At 52.2% G+C, this 16,429-nt stretch carries 17 protein-coding genes, 1 pseudogene and 1 riboswitch; of the genes and pseudogenes, 5 read left to right on the forward strand and 13 right to left on the reverse strand.

Annotated elements, in window-relative coordinates:
* Positions 1-1,107, forward strand: a complete 1,107-nt coding sequence (locus C7B16_RS12300) for an ABC transporter permease (protein WP_000469021.1) — start codon at positions 1-3, stop codon at positions 1,105-1,107.
* Here the strand turns inward: C7B16_RS12300 and C7B16_RS12305 are convergent.
* Positions 1,069-1,479, reverse strand: a complete 411-nt coding sequence (locus C7B16_RS12305) for a YbhQ family protein (RefSeq protein WP_000871975.1) — start codon at positions 1,477-1,479, stop codon at positions 1,069-1,071. The genes C7B16_RS12300 and C7B16_RS12305 overlap by 39 nt on opposite strands.
* A gap of 132 nt (positions 1,480-1,611) precedes the next feature.
* Here C7B16_RS12305 and C7B16_RS12310 point away from each other — a divergent pair, with 132 nt between their 5' ends.
* The 3 genes from C7B16_RS12310 to C7B16_RS12320 are packed head-to-tail and all read left to right on the forward strand — an operon-like array spanning position 1,612 to position 4,567.
* Positions 1,612-2,373: an endonuclease/exonuclease/phosphatase family protein gene (locus C7B16_RS12310; protein ID WP_001516034.1), complete on the forward strand. Its 762-nt coding sequence runs from the start codon at positions 1,612-1,614 to the stop codon at positions 2,371-2,373.
* Positions 2,370-3,611 carry a cardiolipin synthase ClsB gene (gene clsB, locus C7B16_RS12315; protein ID WP_107179756.1) on the forward strand — a complete coding sequence of 414 codons (1,242 nt, stop codon included), beginning with the start codon at positions 2,370-2,372 and terminating at the stop codon, positions 3,609-3,611. The genes C7B16_RS12310 and clsB overlap by 4 nt, the downstream gene beginning before the upstream one ends.
* Entirely contained in the window at positions 3,611-4,567 is a 957-nt protein-coding gene (locus C7B16_RS12320) for a lysylphosphatidylglycerol synthase domain-containing protein (protein WP_107179757.1), read from the forward strand. Before clsB ends, C7B16_RS12320 begins: the two co-directional genes overlap by 1 nt.
* Positions 4,568-4,778: 211 nt before the next feature.
* Here C7B16_RS12320 and C7B16_RS25800 read toward each other — a convergent pair.
* The 7 genes and pseudogenes from C7B16_RS25800 to moaA form a co-directional block, all read right to left on the reverse strand.
* A pseudogene (locus C7B16_RS25800) lies at positions 4,779-4,895 on the reverse strand (BAX inhibitor (BI)-1/YccA family protein); the annotation flags it as partial.
* A 214-nt stretch (positions 4,896-5,109) separates the two neighbouring features.
* Positions 5,110-5,814 carry a Bax inhibitor-1/YccA family protein gene (locus tag C7B16_RS12330; protein ID WP_000373618.1) on the reverse strand — a complete coding sequence of 235 codons (705 nt, stop codon included), beginning with the start codon at positions 5,812-5,814 and terminating at the stop codon, positions 5,110-5,112.
* A gap of 137 nt (positions 5,815-5,951) precedes the next feature.
* Positions 5,952-6,404, reverse strand: coding sequence for a molybdopterin synthase catalytic subunit MoaE (moaE, locus tag C7B16_RS12335; RefSeq protein WP_000852287.1), 453 nt, complete (start codon positions 6,402-6,404; stop codon positions 5,952-5,954).
* A gap of 1 nt (position 6,405) precedes the next feature.
* Complete coding sequence (gene moaD, locus C7B16_RS12340; protein WP_001516032.1) at positions 6,406-6,651, reverse strand: molybdopterin synthase sulfur carrier subunit; 246 nt, start codon at positions 6,649-6,651, stop codon at positions 6,406-6,408.
* On the reverse strand, positions 6,644-7,129 hold the full coding sequence (gene moaC / locus C7B16_RS12345) for a cyclic pyranopterin monophosphate synthase MoaC (RefSeq protein WP_000080885.1): 486 nt from the start codon (positions 7,127-7,129) through the stop codon (positions 6,644-6,646). Before moaC ends, moaD begins: the two co-directional genes overlap by 8 nt.
* Before the next feature lie 2 nt (positions 7,130-7,131).
* Positions 7,132-7,644, reverse strand: a complete 513-nt coding sequence (gene moaB, locus C7B16_RS12350; protein ID WP_001516030.1) for a molybdenum cofactor biosynthesis protein B — start codon at positions 7,642-7,644, stop codon at positions 7,132-7,134.
* A 21-nt stretch (positions 7,645-7,665) separates the two neighbouring features.
* Positions 7,666-8,655 carry a GTP 3',8-cyclase MoaA gene (moaA, locus tag C7B16_RS12355; protein WP_107179758.1) on the reverse strand — a complete coding sequence of 330 codons (990 nt, stop codon included), beginning with the start codon at positions 8,653-8,655 and terminating at the stop codon, positions 7,666-7,668.
* Positions 8,643-8,787, reverse strand: a riboswitch (molybdenum cofactor riboswitch). It overlaps the preceding gene by 13 nt.
* Positions 8,788-9,051: 264 nt before the next feature.
* Between moaA and yvcK the strand changes: the two genes are divergently transcribed.
* Positions 9,052-9,960, forward strand: coding sequence for a uridine diphosphate-N-acetylglucosamine-binding protein YvcK (yvcK, locus tag C7B16_RS12360; RefSeq protein ID WP_107179759.1), 909 nt, complete (start codon positions 9,052-9,054; stop codon positions 9,958-9,960).
* A 192-nt stretch (positions 9,961-10,152) separates the two neighbouring features.
* Here the strand turns inward: yvcK and uvrB are convergent, their stop codons facing one another.
* From uvrB to bioB, 5 genes are all read right to left on the reverse strand, one after another.
* Positions 10,153-12,174 carry an excinuclease ABC subunit UvrB gene (gene uvrB / locus C7B16_RS12365; protein WP_000042544.1) on the reverse strand — a complete coding sequence of 674 codons (2,022 nt, stop codon included), beginning with the start codon at positions 12,172-12,174 and terminating at the stop codon, positions 10,153-10,155.
* 573 nt (positions 12,175-12,747) lie between these two features.
* Positions 12,748-13,428, reverse strand: a complete 681-nt coding sequence (bioD, locus tag C7B16_RS12370; RefSeq protein ID WP_000043999.1) for a dethiobiotin synthase — start codon at positions 13,426-13,428, stop codon at positions 12,748-12,750.
* Entirely contained in the window at positions 13,421-14,176 is a 756-nt protein-coding gene (bioC, locus tag C7B16_RS12375) for a malonyl-ACP O-methyltransferase BioC (protein ID WP_001516028.1), read from the reverse strand. The genes bioD and bioC overlap by 8 nt, the downstream gene beginning before the upstream one ends.
* Positions 14,163-15,317: an 8-amino-7-oxononanoate synthase gene (gene bioF, locus C7B16_RS12380; RefSeq protein ID WP_107179760.1), complete on the reverse strand. Its 1,155-nt coding sequence runs from the start codon at positions 15,315-15,317 to the stop codon at positions 14,163-14,165. Before bioF ends, bioC begins: the two co-directional genes overlap by 14 nt.
* On the reverse strand, positions 15,314-16,354 hold the full coding sequence (gene bioB / locus C7B16_RS12385) for a biotin synthase BioB (protein WP_107179761.1): 1,041 nt from the start codon (positions 16,352-16,354) through the stop codon (positions 15,314-15,316). Before bioB ends, bioF begins: the two co-directional genes overlap by 4 nt.
* Positions 16,355-16,429: the final 75 nt, after the last annotated feature.

Here is a 16,429-nt window from a genome sequence, read left to right on the forward strand (position 1 = left end):
ATGTTTCATCGCTTATGGACGTTAATTCGCAAAGAGTTGCAGTCGCTGCTGCGCGAACCGCAGACGCGCGCGATTCTGATTTTACCCGTGCTGATTCAGGTGATCCTGTTCCCGTTCGCCGCCACGCTGGAAGTAACCAACGCCACCATCGCCATTTACGACGAAGATAACGGCGCACATTCGGTAGAACTGACCCAACGTTTTGCCCGCGCCAGCGCCTTTACCCATGTGTTGCTGCTGAAAAGTCCACAGGAGATCCGCCCGACCATCGACACGCAAAAGGCGTTATTGCTGGTGCGCTTCCCGCCTGATTTCTCGCGCAAGCTGGATACCTTCCAGACCGCGCCGTTGCAATTAATTCTCGACGGACGTAACTCCAACAGTGCGCAAATCGCCGCCAACTACCTGCAACAAATCGTCAAAAACTATCAGCAGGAGCTGCTGGAAGGAAAGCCGAAGCCAAACAACAGCGAGCTGGTGGTGCGCAACTGGTATAACCCGAACCTCGACTACAAATGGTTCGTGGTGCCATCACTGATCGCCATGATCACCACTATCGGCGTAATGATCGTCACTTCGCTTTCTGTTGCCCGCGAACGTGAACAGGGAACGCTCGATCAGTTGCTGGTTTCGCCCCTCACCACCTGGCAGATATTTATTGGTAAAGCCGTCCCTGCGTTAATTGTCGCCACGTTCCAGGCCACCATTGTGCTGGCGATTGGTATCTGGGCGTATCAAATCCCCTTCGCCGGTTCGCTGGCGCTGTTCTACTTTACGATGGTGATTTACGGTTTATCGCTGGTGGGCTTCGGTCTGTTGATTTCATCACTTTGTTCAACGCAACAGCAGGCGTTTATCGGCGTATTTGTCTTTATGATGCCTGCAATCCTGCTTTCCGGTTACGTTTCGCCGGTGGAGAACATGCCAGTATGGCTGCAAAACCTGACGTGGATTAACCCTATCCGCCACTTTACAGACATTACCAAGCAGATCTATTTGAAGGATGCGAGTCTGGATATTGTGTGGAATAGTTTGTGGCCGTTACTGGTGATAACGGCCACAACAGGATCAGCGGCGTACGCGATGTTTAGACGCAAGGTGATGTAACTTTTTATCTTTCGCCAGTAGCGACACTACCGCCGGGCCGGCAAGGATCGCCAGCCCTGCAATTGCCAGCAAATAGTTATTTTCCAGCACGCGGGACAACAGCCACAGCACAATCAGCGCCGCGCCAAAATACCAGGTGGTGGTCAACTCTTCCAGCACATCTGCTACCTCGCGCCAGCGTTGCTCAGGATGACGCTGTAACACCAGCATCATCACTACTGTTACACAATACAGCACGCATAACCCTACGCCGACATGAACCAGCGTCTTACTCATCCAGCCCATAACCAGCAGCGCCACTACCAGTAAATGCAACATAATCTGCCAGCAACTTAGGCCAGTTGCGACACGAACGCGTTGTTGCCACTTCATGGCTTCTCTCCTGAAGAATTTATCTCTACTAATTCAGAGTACCGAACTTTACGGAAAATTCCGTAAGACCGCACCTTTTTGTGACGCCGACTACACTATTTCAATGAGATAAGAGGCAAAAACAGGAAAATTATGCCCGACCAAACACAACATTTTTCGTTCAAGGTGCTCACCATCAATATTCACAAAGGCTTTACAGCATTTAACCGACGCTTCATTTTGCCGGAACTTCGCGACGCCGTGCGTGCCGTCAGCGCCGATATCGTCTGCCTGCAGGAAGTGATGGGGGCGCACGAAGTCCATCCACTGCATGTGAAGAACTGGCCCGATACTTCGCACTACGAGTTTCTTGCCGACACCATGTGGAGTGATTTTGCCTACGGACGTAATGCTGTATACCCGGAAGGGCATCACGGGAACGCGGTGCTGTCACGCTATCCCATTGAACATTATGAGAATCGCGATGTTTCGGTCGATGGCGCGGAAAAGCGCGGCGTGCTTTATTGCCGCATTGTTCCGCCAGTCACGGGGAAAGCGATTCATGTGATGTGCGTGCATCTCGGCTTGCGGGAGGCGCACCGTCAGGCGCAGCTTGCGATGCTTGCTGAATGGGTGAATCAACTACCGAACGGCGAACCAGTATTAGTCGCGGGAGATTTCAACGACTGGCGGCAAAAAGCCAATCATCCCTTAAAAGTACTGGCTGGGCTGGATGAGATATTTACCCGCGCCCACGGACGCCCGGCGCGAACATTTCCGGTGCAATTTCCCGTTCTTCGTCTGGACAGGATTTACGTCAAAAACGCCAGTGCCAGTGCGCCCACAGCGCTGCCGCTGCGGACCTGGCGACATCTTTCTGACCATGCCCCTTTGAGTGTGGAGATCCATCTATGAAATGTGGTTGGCGCGAAGGGAACAAGATTCAGTTACTGGAAAACGGCGAGCAATATTACCCTGCTGTGTTTAAAGCGATTAACGAAGCAGAGCAACGCATCATCCTTGAGACATTTATCTGGTTTGAAGATGACGTCGGCAAACAGCTACATGCGGCGCTGCTGGCAGCGGCGCAACGTGGGGTTAAAGCGGAAGTCTTGCTGGATGGCTATGGTTCGCCAGATCTCAGCGATGAATTTGTCAGCGAACTGACCGCGGCTGGCGTGGTATTTCGTTATTACGATCCTCGTCCTCGCCTGTTCGGTATGCGCACGAATGTGTTCCGCCGGATGCATCGCAAAATTGTGGTCATCGATACACGAATCGCCTTTATCGGCGGGATAAATTACTCCGCCGAGCATATGTCCAGCTACGGCCCACTGGCCAAACAGGATTACGCGGTGCGGCTGGAAGGGCCGATTGTTGAAGATATTCTGCAGTTTGAGCTGGAAAACTTGCCTGGGCAGAGCGCGGCACGCCGCTGGTGGCGACGTCACCATAAAGCGGAAGAAAACCGCCAACCGGGGGAAGCGCAAGTATTACTGGTCTGGCGCGATAACGAAGAACATCGCAGCGATATCGAGCGCCACTATTTGAAAATGCTCACTCAGGCGCGGCGGGAAGTGATTATCGCCAACGCCTACTTCTTTCCCGGCTATCGATTTTTACACGCCTTACGTAAAGCGGCACGGCGCGGGGTGCGGATCAAACTGATTATTCAGGGTGAACCGGATATGCCGATTGTCAGGGTTGGCGCGCGTTTGCTCTATAACTATCTGGTTAAAGGCGGCGTTCAAGTGTTTGAGTATCGCCGCCGCCCGCTCCACGGCAAAGTGGCGTTAATGGATGATCACTGGGCGACGGTAGGCTCCAGTAATCTCGATCCGCTCAGTTTGTCGCTGAATCTCGAAGCTAACGTCATCATCTACGATCGTAATTTTAACCAGACGCTACGCGACAATCTTAATGGCATCATCGCCGCCGATTGTCGGCAGGTAGATGAAAGTATGCTGCCCAAACGCACCTGGTGGAATCTGACTAAAAGCGTGCTGGCATTCCACTTTTTGCGCCACTTCCCGGCGCTGGTGGGCTGGCTTCCGGCGCATACGCCGCGTCTGGCACAGGTTGAGCCGCCCGCGCAACCGGCAATGGAAACGCAGGATCGGGTAGAAACAGAAAATACGGGGGTAAAGCCCTGATGAGTAAATCCCATCCTCGCTGGCGCTTAGCAAAGAAGATCCTTACCTGGCTATTTTTTATCGCGGTGATTGTGTTGCTGGTGGTCTACGCCAAAAAAGTGGACTGGGAAGAGGTCTGGAAGGTCATCCTCGACTATAACCGCGTTGTGCTATTGAGTGCGGTCGGGCTGGTGGTCGTCAGTTATCTGATTTACGGCTGCTATGACCTGCTCGCCCGTTTCTACTGCGGTCACAAACTGGCGAAGCGCCAGGTGATGCTGGTGTCATTTATCTGCTATGCCTTCAACCTGACGCTCAGTACCTGGGTCGGCGGGATTGGGATGCGTTATCGCCTTTATTCGCGTCTGGGATTACCGGGCGGCACCATCACACGCATTTTCTCGCTGAGTATTACCACCAACTGGCTGGGCTATATTTTATTAGCCGGGATTATTTTTACCGCAGGCGTGGTGGAGTTACCGGATCACTGGTATGTCGATCAAACCACGCTGCGTATTCTCGGCATTGGCTTACTGATGATTATCGCGGTTTATTTATGGTTTTGCGCTTTCGCGAAGCACCGCCATATGACCATCAAAGGGCAAAAGCTGGTGCTGCCTTCATGGAAATTCGCCCTCGCTCAGATGCTGATTTCCAGCGTTAACTGGATGGTGATGGGGGCAATTATCTGGCTGTTACTTGACCAAAGCGTGAATTATTTCTTTGTCTTAGGCGTGTTACTGGTTAGTAGTATTGCTGGTGTCATCGTGCATATTCCGGCGGGGATTGGCGTGCTGGAAGCGGTGTTTATCGCGCTACTGGCAGGAGAGAATACATCCAAAGGCACAATTATCGCCGCCCTACTCGCTTACCGTGTGCTGTATTACTTTATCCCGCTGCTGCTGGCGCTGATCTGTTACCTGTTGCTGGAAAGCCAGGCGAAGAAGCTACGGGCGAAAAATGAAGCGGCGATGTGAAGTTCGGTTAAGTTCTTTTGGTTTGTGCAGATTGTTAGCAACGTGCTATTTGTTCATGGCGGATGCGGCGTAAACGCCTTATCCGCCCTACAAAACCGGGCTAAATTAATAGATTACAATTCCACTCTGTGCCTGCTAAGCGTAGCGCATCGGGCTCATTGCGTTTCCTCACAATTTTACCCAAGAAAGAAATTTACCTATTTTTCTATGACTAATGAAAAAACCGCGTATGCCTTTGCCAAACAAGTGTTATAGCTATTGCTGCAAGAATCCCGAAGAAGCCGATAAAATAATAATAGAGAGTTAACGCCCCTATAAAAGCGCAACGACAATCACCACCAAAGAGATTAAAAAAAGATACATTACACCTGCAATGGCAGCATTTATCTTATTGATATCTTTACTTAAGCCATATATACAAAAAATTATATTTATGGATGCGCCCCCATGTCATGGGCGCATTTTATAACAGGCTTTTATTCATTGTCGTTTTAATTAGAAAAAATCCCGACGCCAGGCCGGGATTTGGAGGGGAAACGGAATTAACGGCGGTTGCCAAAAATCCGCAGCAACATCAGGAACAGGTTGATGAAGTCGAGATACAACGTTAATGCGCCAAGAATTGAATATTTGCGCAGGTTCGACGTGTCGCGGGTATCAATCTGCTCACCCATATTTTTCAGTTTCTGGGTGTCATAGGCGGTCAGGCCGACAAAGACAATCACTCCGATATAGGTCACCACCCACATCAACGCCTCGCTTTTCAGCCAGAAGTTCACCAGCGAGGCGATGACAATGCCGATTAACGCCATAAACAGCATATTGCCGAAGCCGCTTAAATCGCGCTTCGTGGTGTAGCCGTACAGACTCATCGCACCGAACATTCCGGCGGTAACAACGAAAGTACTGGCGATAGAGGCGGCGGTGTAGACAATGAAAATGCTGGAAAGCGTCAGACCTGTCAGCGCCGAATAAAGCATAAAGAGCATGGTTGTCACACCCGCGCTGAGCTTTTGAATCATCGCTGATAACACAATTACCAGAGCTAATTGCGCTATTACCAGACCAATTAAAAAGATGCGGTTGGTGAAAAGCAGCTCCATCACGGCGGCGGAGTTAGCAGCATACCAGGCAACAAACGCGGTCAACAACAGGCCAACGGTCATCCAGCCATAGACCTGTGCCATATAGGTTTGCAGGCCAGTCCTGGCTTGTACGATTGAATCAGAACGTGGGAATCTGTCCATGAAGATCTCCTGAAGATATAAGGAATATCTAAAGGATACTGCAAATGATGAGGGTATGCATCGCCGCAGCGTAAACGTATGTCCGGTACGGTGAAATTGCCGGATGCAGCTCTATGCCTTATCCGGCCAACAAAAAACTACCAGCGTTTTGCTGCCTGCTGATCGCTCTCCCGCGCTTCGACCCAGCGGTCACCTTCCGGCGTAGCTTCGCGCTTCCAGAACGGTGCGCGGGTTTTGAGATAATCCATAATAAACTGCCCGGCCTCAAACGCACTACTGCGATGCGCACTGGTAACGCCGACAAAAACGATTTCATCACCCGGCCATAATTCGCCAATACGATGAATCACCGTGACTCGCCCCAGCGGCCAGCGGTTACGCGCTTCATCAACGATTTCCGCCAGTGCTTTTTCAGTCATTCCCGGATAGTGTTCGAGGGTTAATGCTTTTACGCTGTCACCCAGGTTATGGTTACGCACCTTACCGGTAAAGGTGACCACCGCACCGTCTTCATCACGCTCAGCCAGCCACGGATACTCTTCCCCTACGCTGAACGGCTGCGGTCCGACAACAATTTTGGTTTCAGCCATCTTAGCCTCCGGTTACCGGCGGGAAGAAAGCCACTTCGTCGCCGTCAGTTAGCGGATGGTCGAAACTCACCAGCGTCTGGTTGACGGCAGCCAGTAATTTGCCATCTTCCAGCGCCAGCGCCCAACGATCGCTCTGCGCTGCCAGGTGCTGGCGTAACGCTTCAACGGTTGGAAAATCCGCGGCAACGTCGGTTGCATCGGTCCCCACCAGCTCGCGCACCTGGGCGAAAAAAAGAACTTTAATCATCCGCTTCCACCTTAAAGTCACCCGACTTGCCGCCGCTCTTCGCCAGCAGGCGTACCGGACCAATCACCATATCTTTTTGCACGGCTTTACACATATCGTAAATGGTCAGCGCCGCCACGGAGGCCGCGGTTAACGCTTCCATTTCGACGCCGGTTTTCCCGGTCAGGCGGCATAAGGTTTCTATACGTACCCGATTGTGTTCCGGCTCTGCCTGCAAATTGACTTCAACTTTACTGAGCATTAGCGGGTGACACAGTGGGATCAGATCCCATGTACGTTTTGCCGCCTGAATACCGGCAATCCGCGCGGTGGCAAATACGTCGCCTTTGTGGTGACGACCATCGATGATCATCGCCAGCGTCTCGCTGCGCATGGTGACAAAGGCTTCCGCCCGTGCTTCACGTACAGTTTCCGCTTTGGCGGAGACATCCACCATGTGCGCTTCGCCAGCGGCGTTGATATGAGTCAGTTGCGACATACTTATTTCTTCAAATGTGGATGGAAATTGCATGGACGTGTACGGGCATCCAGTTGCGGCGCGATGATATTTTCCCATGCGGTGCGGCACGCTTTGGTCGAACCCGGCATAGCGAAAATCAGTGTCTTGTTAGCAACGCCCGCTATCGCACGAGATTGCAACGTTGCGGTGCCAATCTCTTCGAATGACAACATACGGAATACTTCACCGAAGCCTTCGACTTCACGATCGAACAGCGGCAGCAACGCTTCTGGTGCCTGATCGCCTTCCGTCAGTCCGGTGCCGCCAGTAATCAGCACCACTTGCACATCGTCGCTGGCGATCCACGCAGATACCTGCGCGCGGATGGCGTAGCGGTTTTCTTTAACAATCGCTTTATCGACAATGTGATGGCCCGCTTCCTGCGCCGAATCGCGCAGATAATGACCGGAGGTATCGTCTTCTTCACCGCGACGATTAGAAACCGTAAGAATAGCAATACGGGTCGGGATAAATTCAGTGCTTACCTGACTCATCTGATCTCTCCTTTTGACGTTTTAGCCGCCAATGTACGATAAGTTTTGCGTAATACCGGTGTTATTTTGATGCAGGAAATGGGTCTGTTTTTTCTCCCGCAGCGCCGCTGAAATACGCGCTTCCAGCGCCTGTTGCTGGGCATCATCTTCCAGCAGATCGCGCAGGTTAACGCCGCCTTCACCAAACAGGCAGAGATGGAGTTTACCAATGGAGGAGACGCGCAGACGGTTGCAGGTGGCGCAGAAATCTTTTTCATACGGCATGATAAGGCCGATTTCTCCGGCGTAATCCGGATGACAAAAGACTTGCGCGGGGCCGTCGCTGCGTTGACGAAGTTGATGGATCCAGCCGCGACGCAGCAGTTCGTCACGCAGAATTTGACCAGAGATATGGTGCTTACGGAAAAGTTCGCTACCCTCGCCCGTTTCCATCAGTTCGATGAAACGTAACTGGATGGGGCGATGCTGGATCCAGTTCAGAAAGGTGTCGAGCTGGTGATGATTGACATCGCGCATCAGCACGGTATTGACTTTGACCTTCTCAAACCCGGCTTCAAATGCGGCATCAATCCCCGCCATCACCTGGTTGAATTTATCCTGACCGGTAATAGCATAAAACTGGCGAGCGTCGAGGCTATCGACACTGACGTTAATCCCCGTCAGTCCGGCATCGCGCCAGTTCGCCACGTCGCGTTCCAGGCGGTAACCATTGGTGGTGACCGCAATCTGACGAATAGCGTCGTTTTCCCGCACGGCAGCGATGATATCGGTAAAGTCGCGGCGTAAAGACGGTTCACCGCCTGTCAGACGTACTTTTTCGGTGCCCAAACTGGCGAAGGCGCGAGTAACCCGGCGAATTTCATCGACGGTCAGAAAGCCTTTATTGGTGACGCCGCTCGGCTTATAGCCATCCGGCAGGCAGTAGGTGCAACGAAAGTTACACACATCGATAATCGACAGGCGCAAGTAATAAAACTTACGCGCAAATGCATCAGTCAGTTGTGAAGCCATGTACACCTTTCCAGATACGGGAGGCGAAGTCATTTCTTCCTTCGCCCTGGTGGCAATCTTTATGAGCATTGTCACGGCCAAAGCACCATATCAGTTGACCCAGGTGCAGAGGCTAGAGTGTTTAGTGGTTATGTCGATACTAGCGTGTAAATGAGATTTTTACCATTCACACTTTCCGCTATGTAATCATATATATAGCGTCATGATCGTGCTATTTCGCTACAGAATAAGGGAATATGACGGTTTTACTTTGATATACATCATCAGGGATGCACAGCGAACCTCGTCCTTTAGAGGTAGAAGAAAATATTTGTATCCTCAATATTGGCAGGTTAATTGCCGTTTCCCTGTCAGTTGCGCTACTGTAGCGCGGATAATCTGACTTCAGGAATCTATATGCGCAATCGTACGCTGGCTGACCTTGATCGTGTTGTTGCACTCGGCGGAGGGCATGGATTAGGACGCGTTCTTTCATCACTTTCATCTTTAGGCTCTCGTTTAACGGGCATTGTCACCACCACCGATAATGGCGGTTCAACAGGCCGTATTCGCCGCTCAGAAGGCGGCATTGCCTGGGGCGACATGCGCAACTGCCTCAACCAACTGATAACGGAACCGAGCGTCGCCTCCGCGATGTTTGAATACCGTTTTGGCGGCAATGGCGAGCTTTCCGGTCATAATCTCGGAAACTTGATGTTAAAGGCGCTGGATCACCTTAGCGTGCGGCCTCTGGAAGCCATCAATTTAATTCGTAATCTGTTGAAAGTGGACGCGCAATTAATTCCGATGTCAGAGCATCCCGTTGATCTGATGGCCATTGACGATCAGGGGCATGAAGTTTATGGCGAGGTCAATATCGACCAGTTAACTACGCCAATTCAGGAATTGCTCTTAACCCCGAATGTGCCCGCAACGCGTGAAGCGGTTCATGCTATCAATGACGCAGATCTGATCCTTATCGGACCTGGCAGTTTTTATACCAGCCTGATGCCAATTCTGCTGCTTAAGGAAATGGCACAGGCATTACGCCGCACGCCAGCGCCGATGGTTTATATCGGCAATCTGGGGCGTGAATTGAGCCTGCCTGCGGCGAATCTGAAGCTGGAAAATAAGCTGGCGATTATGGAACAGTATGTCGGGAAGAAAGTGATTGATGCCGTAGTCGTTGGGCCGAAAGTGGATGTTTCTGCGGTCAGCGACAGAATAGTGATTCAGGACGTACTGGAGGCCAGCGATATCCCCTATCGCCATGACCGCCAGTTGTTACATAACGCACTGGAAAAGGTGTTACAGGCATTGGGTTAACGGGAAGCCGGAAGAGAATTCCGGATTCATATTGCTGACAAAGTGCACGTTATCCATGCCGGATGCGGCCTACAAGCCGCGCAAATTCAATATATTGCAGAGATCATGTAGGCCTGATAAGCGTAGCGCATCAGGCAATTTTGCGTTCTCATTAGCCTCAAACCAGAAGAACATTCCTGCTTCTTCATCTCGTCACGACGCGGCAATAAACAGCTCACGCAACTGATGCAACTGGTCACGGATTTGCGCCGCCTCTTCGAATTCGAGGTTTTGCGCATGTTTCATCATCTGCCCTTCCAGCTCATGGATTTTCTGCTGCAACGCTTTTGGCGACATATCCATCGGCACATTATCCGGCTCAACAATCGGGCGCGATTTCCCTCTGCCCTTCGCTTTGGTTTTGGCAATGTTCTGCCCCAGCGCCAGGATATCGACCACTTTTTTATTAAGACCTTGTGGCGTAATACCATGCTCTTCGTTGTACCGCTGCTGTTTCTCACGACGACGTTCCGTTTCGCCAATCGCTTTCGCCATCGACGGGGTTATCTTATCACCGTAGAGAATCGCTTTGCCGTTGATGTTACGCGCCGCACGGCCAATGGTCTGGATCAGCGAACGTTCTGAACGCAGGAACCCTTCTTTGTCAGCATCGAGGATCGCCACCAATGAGACCTCCGGCATATCCAGACCTTCACGCAGTAAGTTGATCCCCACCAGTACGTCGAACTCGCCCAGACGCAAGTCGCGGATAATCTCCATACGCTCAACGGTATCAATGTCGGAGTGAAGATAACGCACGCGCTCACCGTGTTCTTCCAGATATTCCGTTAGATCTTCCGCCATTCGCTTGGTCAACGTCGTCACCAGAACGCGTTCGTTAATTGCCGCACGCAGGCGAATCTCCGAAAGAAGATCATCGACCTGGGTCGCTACCGGACGCACTTCGATAATCGGATCGAGCAAGCCAGTCGGGCGCACCACCTGATCCACCACGTCACCACCGGATTTCTCCAGTTCGTAGTTACCTGGCGTCGCAGAAACATAAATCGTTTGCGGAGCCAGCGCTTCAAACTCCTCAAATTTCAGCGGACGGTTATCCAGCGCCGATGGCAATCGGAAACCATACTCCACCAGAGTCTCTTTACGCGCCCTGTCACCGCGATACATTCCGCCAATTTGTGGAATGGTGACGTGAGATTCATCGACCACCAGCAGACCATCGGCAGGCAGGTAATCAAATAACGTCGGCGGTGGTTCGCCAGGTCCACGCCCGGAGAGAAAGCGCGAATAGTTTTCAATCCCCGAACAGTAACCCAGCTCATTCATCATCTCCAGATCAAACTGGGTTCGTTGAGTCAGACGCTGCTCTTCCAAAAGTTTATTGTTTTCCAGCAGCACTTTGCGTCGGTCCGCCAGTTCTGTTTTGATCTCTTCCATCGCCTGCACAATGCGTTCACGCGGCGTAACATAGTGCGTTTTCGGGTAGATGGTAAAACGTGGGACTGTTGAAACGATTTGCCCGGTTAATGGATCAAACAACGACAATCGTTCAACTTCTTCATCAAACAGCTCCACGCGTAGCGCAATGTCGTCGGACTCCGCCGGGAAAATGTCGATCACTTCACCACGCACGCGGAAGGTCCCGCGCTGGAATGCCTGGTCATTGCGGGTATATTGCAACTCCGCCAGGCGACGCAGGATCGCACGTTGGTCGATAATCATGCCGACCGTGAGGTGCAGCATCATTTTGAGATATAAATCAGGATCACCCAGACCATAAATAGCGGAAACTGACGCAACAACAATAACATCCCGCCGCTCCAGCAACGCTTTGGTTGCTGAAAGACGCATCTGTTCAATATGTTCGTTTACCGAGGCATCTTTCTCAATAAACGTATCAGAGCTTGGTACGTAGGCTTCCGGCTGATAGTAGTCGTAGTAGGAGACGAAGTATTCCACCGCGTTTTCCGGGAAGAATTCTTTCATCTCACCATAAAGTTGCGCTGCCAGCGTTTTGTTGGGTGCCAGCACCATCGTTGGGCGTTGCAGATCAGCAATGACATTAGCAATGGTGAAGGTTTTCCCCGACCCCGTCACACCGAGCAGAGTCTGGTGCGCGAGGCCATCCTCCAGCCCCTCTTTGAGGCGGCGAATCGCCTCCGGCTGATCGCCAGAAGGTTTGAACGCGGAATTCAGTTTGAATGGTTTACTCATGAGTCGCTACCTGAAGGAGTGGGCGGGCAGGTGTGTAATTTTACTCGTCATGATTAATAATGCCAACAAATAACACTGGATAAAAAAACAGGCTCACACCACAATATCTCTGTTACGCCGTAAACTAAGGTGTCAACCGTAGGCAAAATTGACGCAGTGACGAGATAAAACGCCAGTGTTGCAGGGTTATCCCCAGAGCAATGGCTTTTTTAACATTTGTCAAGATGGCTGATGACGGATTTATTGCAGGAGATGACACTTTCCTGACAGCCATTGCATTTATCTAACCAATTAAAAAATAACATATATTTCTTTAAGCCGTCTTTAGCGCCAATTTGCGTGCAGGCCGCGTATTCTCTCGCTTACATTACGTTTTCTAACTCTAATGCACATGGTTATCCACAGGAATAGTGGATAACTGCCTGCAGCCCCTATGTCCAGCCGCCTGGGCAATTCCCATACTAATCGTATAATGCAGGGGTAAAAATTTTTTCGCGATTTTTTTAGCCTTTGATTGGTTAAATTACGGACGACTGAAAACGCCAGCTCGCTCGCAATTCAACCAATTTTTTGCTACTTCAGTGAAGTGAGAGTGATATATCTTCCGGTTAACGCACTTTCTGGATTTTCCTCAAGCCAGGGAATTTCCCCCAGCAGCGGTGCAGGAATCATTCGTGTGAGAGTGGCCATATATTCGCCATGCCGTTTGCCTGGCGGCGTGACATCGTTTGCCACCCAGCCTGCGAGAGTGAGTCCAGCCTGCTGTACTGCCTGTGCTGTCAGCATCGCGTGATTAATGCAGCCCAGTTTTATCCCAACGACCAGAATCACCGGCAGTTGTTCGCTCTTCACCCAATCGGCAAAAGTAAAAGTAGCAGAAAGCGGCGTAAACCAGCCACCAGCGCCTTCCACTAACACCCAGTCAGCCTGTTGCTCCAGCGCGCGTAATCCGGCGCTCATTACCTTCGGCTCAATCGGTCTCCCCTCTTCCGCGCTGATGATATGTGGCGAAGTAGGTTCAGCGAAGGTGTAAGGATTTACCGTGGCGTAATCCAGGTGCAAGCTGCTGTTGCGCTGTAACGCCAGCGCGTCGCTGTTACGTAAACCTTCTGCAGTCATTTCGCTGCCGGAGGCCACCGGTTTATAACCTGCTGTCCGGTAACCTGCAGCCTTAGCGGCCTGTAAAAGCGCACAACTGGCAACGGTTTTCCCCACTTCGGTGTCCGTCCCGGTAACAAAAAAGCGTTTACTCACGAGTAATCACTCCCAAAAAAAGATGATAAGTCAGAGGGTATCGCCCCTGTTGTTGCGGCCAGGCCAGTTGCAATCGCTGTAACTGTGAACGTGTTAATACTCGCTGGTCGCGCCCTTCGTGAAGATGCGTTGCACCAATACCTTTCAGTGAACGCATGGCGCTGAGTGCGTCATCAAACCACAGCGTAATGGGTTGAATATTGTATTGATGACGAAAACCTTTCAACGCCCGTTCAATTTCTGCTGGCGGTAAAAAGTGATTAGCGTGGGGGCGTGCGTCTACAGCCTGCCATGCCTGATGTAGCTCTGGTAATGAGCCTTGTGCCAGGGTGGTAAACGCCACAATTCCGCCAGGACACACTACCCGATAAAGCTCGCGTAATGCCGTAGATAATTCAGCGCACCATTGCACGGCAAGGTTGCTCCACGCGAGATCAAACGTCGTGTTCGCCAGCGGTAAGGATTCGATATCCCCTGTCAGGTAATGATGTGCGGCATCCTGCTGACGTGCCTGTACAAGCATAAGCGGAGAGAGATCCAGTGCCGTCACCTGTGCGCTACGTTCACGCCAGCGGCGGCTCATCCAGCCAGGCCCGCAACCAGCGTCCAGCACCCGGGCGTACTGGCGTTGTGGGAGCATTGCCAGTAAGGCGTCGGCACTCTGGCGCTGCAACTCTGCGTGTTGCTCATACTGTGAGGCTGCCCGACCAAATGCCGCCGCAATGGCCTGCTTATTAACCGTTGCCATGCAGCACCTCCAGCAGACGGTCGATATCCGGTATTTCATGCCCTGCGGTTAAAGTCAGGCGCAGCCGCGCGGTGCCAGCGGGTACGGTTGGCGGGCGAATCGCCGTCACCCAGCAACCTTGCTGACGCAGGTTTTCTGCCAGGCGTAGCGCGCGAGCGTTATCACCAACGATTAATGGCTGGATGGCACTGCATGAGTCCGCGAGAGTAAATGGCGAACCCTGTACTCCACTACGAAAACGTGCAATCAGATCCGCCAGTTTTTCCCGCCGTGCGTCACCCTCTTCGCTACGAATCACCGCCAGCGATGCACGTAATGCCTGCGCCTGAGCGGGCGGCATACTGGTGCTGTAGATAAGATGGCGGGCAAACTGCAACAGATAATCTGCCACGCTATCGGAGCAAAGTACCGCCGCCCCACTGACGCCAAATCCTTTGCCAAAAGTCACCACCAACAATTCTGGTTTCATCTTTTGCTGCCAGCAACTGCCGCGCCCCTGCTCACCGATAACGCCCGTCCCGTGGGCATCGTCGACCATTAACCAGGCGTTGTGCTGTTGCGCTACTTGCTGGATTTCTGCCAACGGCGCGCTATCACCGTCCATGCTAAACACGCCTTCTGTCACCACCAGTTGCTGCCCCGGACAGGAGGCTGTAAGCAGACGCGTCAGATGAGTGACATCGTTATGGCTAAAACGGCGAAGCTGCGCCGGACTTAAACTGGCAGCCTCCAGCAACGAAGCATGACTAAGACGGTCGGCAACGATGCGATCCTCTTTCGTCATCATCGCGGCAATGACCGCCTGATTGGCAGCGAAACCGGAGATAAACAGTAGCGCCCGCGAATAGCCCAGCCACTCCGCCAGTTCTTCTTCCAGCGCCTGATGCATCACGCTATAACCGCTGACATGCCCGGAACCGCCGCTACCGACACCAAATTGTTCCGCGCCCTGCTGCCAGGCGCGGATGATGTGCGGATGATGGCTCAAACCGAGGTAATCGTTACTGGAAAAGTTCAGATACTGGCGACCATCTGCCACCAGCCAGCGTCCGGCTCCCTGCGCCACCGGATAGCGACGACGCAGGGCATCAGCTTCGCGCCGCGCATCAAGCGCCGCGTCGATTTTCTCCTGCCAGGTCATAGGGCTGCCGCGTTGTAGTATTCGTCAGTGTCCGGGGTCATCAGCGCCTGCTCCAGACGCTGCTGTTGTTCGTTATCGCCCGCCAGAACGGCGGTTTGTTGCGGATTCAGCCCCAGTTTGCGGAACAGTTGCAGGTCTTTATCTTCTTCCGGATTCGGCGTGGTCAGCAATTTGCAGCCGTAGAAAATCGAGTTAGCCCCAGCCATAAAGCACATCGCCTGAGTCTGTTCATTCATCTGCTCGCGTCCGGCAGAAAGACGCACATATGAGGTCGGCATCAGGATCCGCGCCACTGCAATGGTACGAATAAAATCAAAGGCATCGACATCATCGTTATCTGCCAGCGGCGTGCCTTTCACCTTCACCAGCATGTTGATCGGCACACTTTCCGGTGGCGTCGGTAGATTCGCCAGTTGTAGCAATAATCCGGCGCGATCTTTCACCGTTTCACCTAAACCAACAATGCCGCCAGAACAGACTTTGATCCCGGCTTCGCGCACTTTTTCCAGCGTATCAAGACGCTCCTGATAAGTGCGTGTAGTGATGATGTTGCCGTAAAACTCCGGCGAGGTATCAAGGTTGTGGTTGTAGTAATCCAGCCCGGCATTCGCGAGGCGCTGCGCCTGGGATTCGCTCAACGTGCCCAGCGTCATACACGCTTCCAGGCCCATCGCTTTTACCCCCTGCACCATTTGTTCCAGGTACGGCATATCGCGCTCGTGCGGATTTTTCCACGCCGCGCCCATGCAGAAGCGCGTCGAGCCAGCCGCTTTCGCTTTGTGCGCTGATTCCAGTACCTGTTCGACTTCCATCAACCGCTCAGCTTCCAGACCGGTTTTATAGCGAGAGCTTTGCGGGCAGTATTTGCAATCTTCCGGACAAGCGCCGGTTTTAATCGACAGCAAAGTGCTGACCTGTACCTGGCGAGGATCGAAATGCTGACGGTGAACCTGCTGCGCTTCGAAAAGCAGATCCAGTAATGGTTTTTCAAATAATTCTGTGACTTGCGACAATGTCCAGCGTGGGCGGTGAGCCATGGGGCTTCTCCAAAACGTGTTTTTTGTTGTTAATTCGGTGTAGACTTGTAAACCTAAAACTTTTCAATTTGGTTT

This window comes from Escherichia sp. 20412-1, from assembly GCF_003027595.1.
GTDB lineage: Bacteria > Pseudomonadota > Gammaproteobacteria > Enterobacterales > Enterobacteriaceae > Escherichia > Escherichia marmotae.

What these genes read in the sequence shown, in the direction of transcription:
- bioF (WP_107179760.1), bottom strand. Translation starts at nt 15,317, where the DNA reads ATGACCTGGCAGGAGAAAATCGACGCGGCGCTTGATGCGCGGCGCGAA.
- moaC (WP_000080885.1), bottom strand. Translation starts at nt 7,129, where the DNA reads ATGTCGCAACTGACTCATATCAACGCCGCTGGCGAAGCGCACATGGTG.
- C7B16_RS12310 (WP_001516034.1), top strand. Translation starts at nt 1,612, where the DNA reads ATGCCCGACCAAACACAACATTTTTCGTTCAAGGTGCTCACCATCAAT.
- C7B16_RS12330 (WP_000373618.1), bottom strand. Translation starts at nt 5,814, where the DNA reads ATGGACAGATTCCCACGTTCTGATTCAATCGTACAAGCCAGGACTGGC.
- uvrB (WP_000042544.1), bottom strand. Translation starts at nt 12,174, where the DNA reads ATGAGTAAACCATTCAAACTGAATTCCGCGTTCAAACCTTCTGGCGAT.
- C7B16_RS12305 (WP_000871975.1), bottom strand. Translation starts at nt 1,479, where the DNA reads ATGAAGTGGCAACAACGCGTTCGTGTCGCAACTGGCCTAAGTTGCTGG.
- yvcK (WP_107179759.1), top strand. Translation starts at nt 9,052, where the DNA reads ATGCGCAATCGTACGCTGGCTGACCTTGATCGTGTTGTTGCACTCGGC.
- moaD (WP_001516032.1), bottom strand. Translation starts at nt 6,651, where the DNA reads ATGATTAAAGTTCTTTTTTTCGCCCAGGTGCGCGAGCTGGTGGGGACC.
- moaB (WP_001516030.1), bottom strand. Translation starts at nt 7,644, where the DNA reads ATGAGTCAGGTAAGCACTGAATTTATCCCGACCCGTATTGCTATTCTT.
- clsB (WP_107179756.1), top strand. Translation starts at nt 2,370, where the DNA reads ATGAAATGTGGTTGGCGCGAAGGGAACAAGATTCAGTTACTGGAAAAC.
- bioB (WP_107179761.1), bottom strand. Translation starts at nt 16,354, where the DNA reads ATGGCTCACCGCCCACGCTGGACATTGTCGCAAGTCACAGAATTATTT.
- moaE (WP_000852287.1), bottom strand. Translation starts at nt 6,404, where the DNA reads ATGGCTGAAACCAAAATTGTTGTCGGACCGCAGCCGTTCAGCGTAGGG.
- C7B16_RS12320 (WP_107179757.1), top strand. Translation starts at nt 3,611, where the DNA reads ATGAGTAAATCCCATCCTCGCTGGCGCTTAGCAAAGAAGATCCTTACC.
- bioC (WP_001516028.1), bottom strand. Translation starts at nt 14,176, where the DNA reads ATGGCAACGGTTAATAAGCAGGCCATTGCGGCGGCATTTGGTCGGGCA.
- moaA (WP_107179758.1), bottom strand. Translation starts at nt 8,655, where the DNA reads ATGGCTTCACAACTGACTGATGCATTTGCGCGTAAGTTTTATTACTTG.
- C7B16_RS12300 (WP_000469021.1), top strand. Translation starts at nt 1, where the DNA reads ATGTTTCATCGCTTATGGACGTTAATTCGCAAAGAGTTGCAGTCGCTG.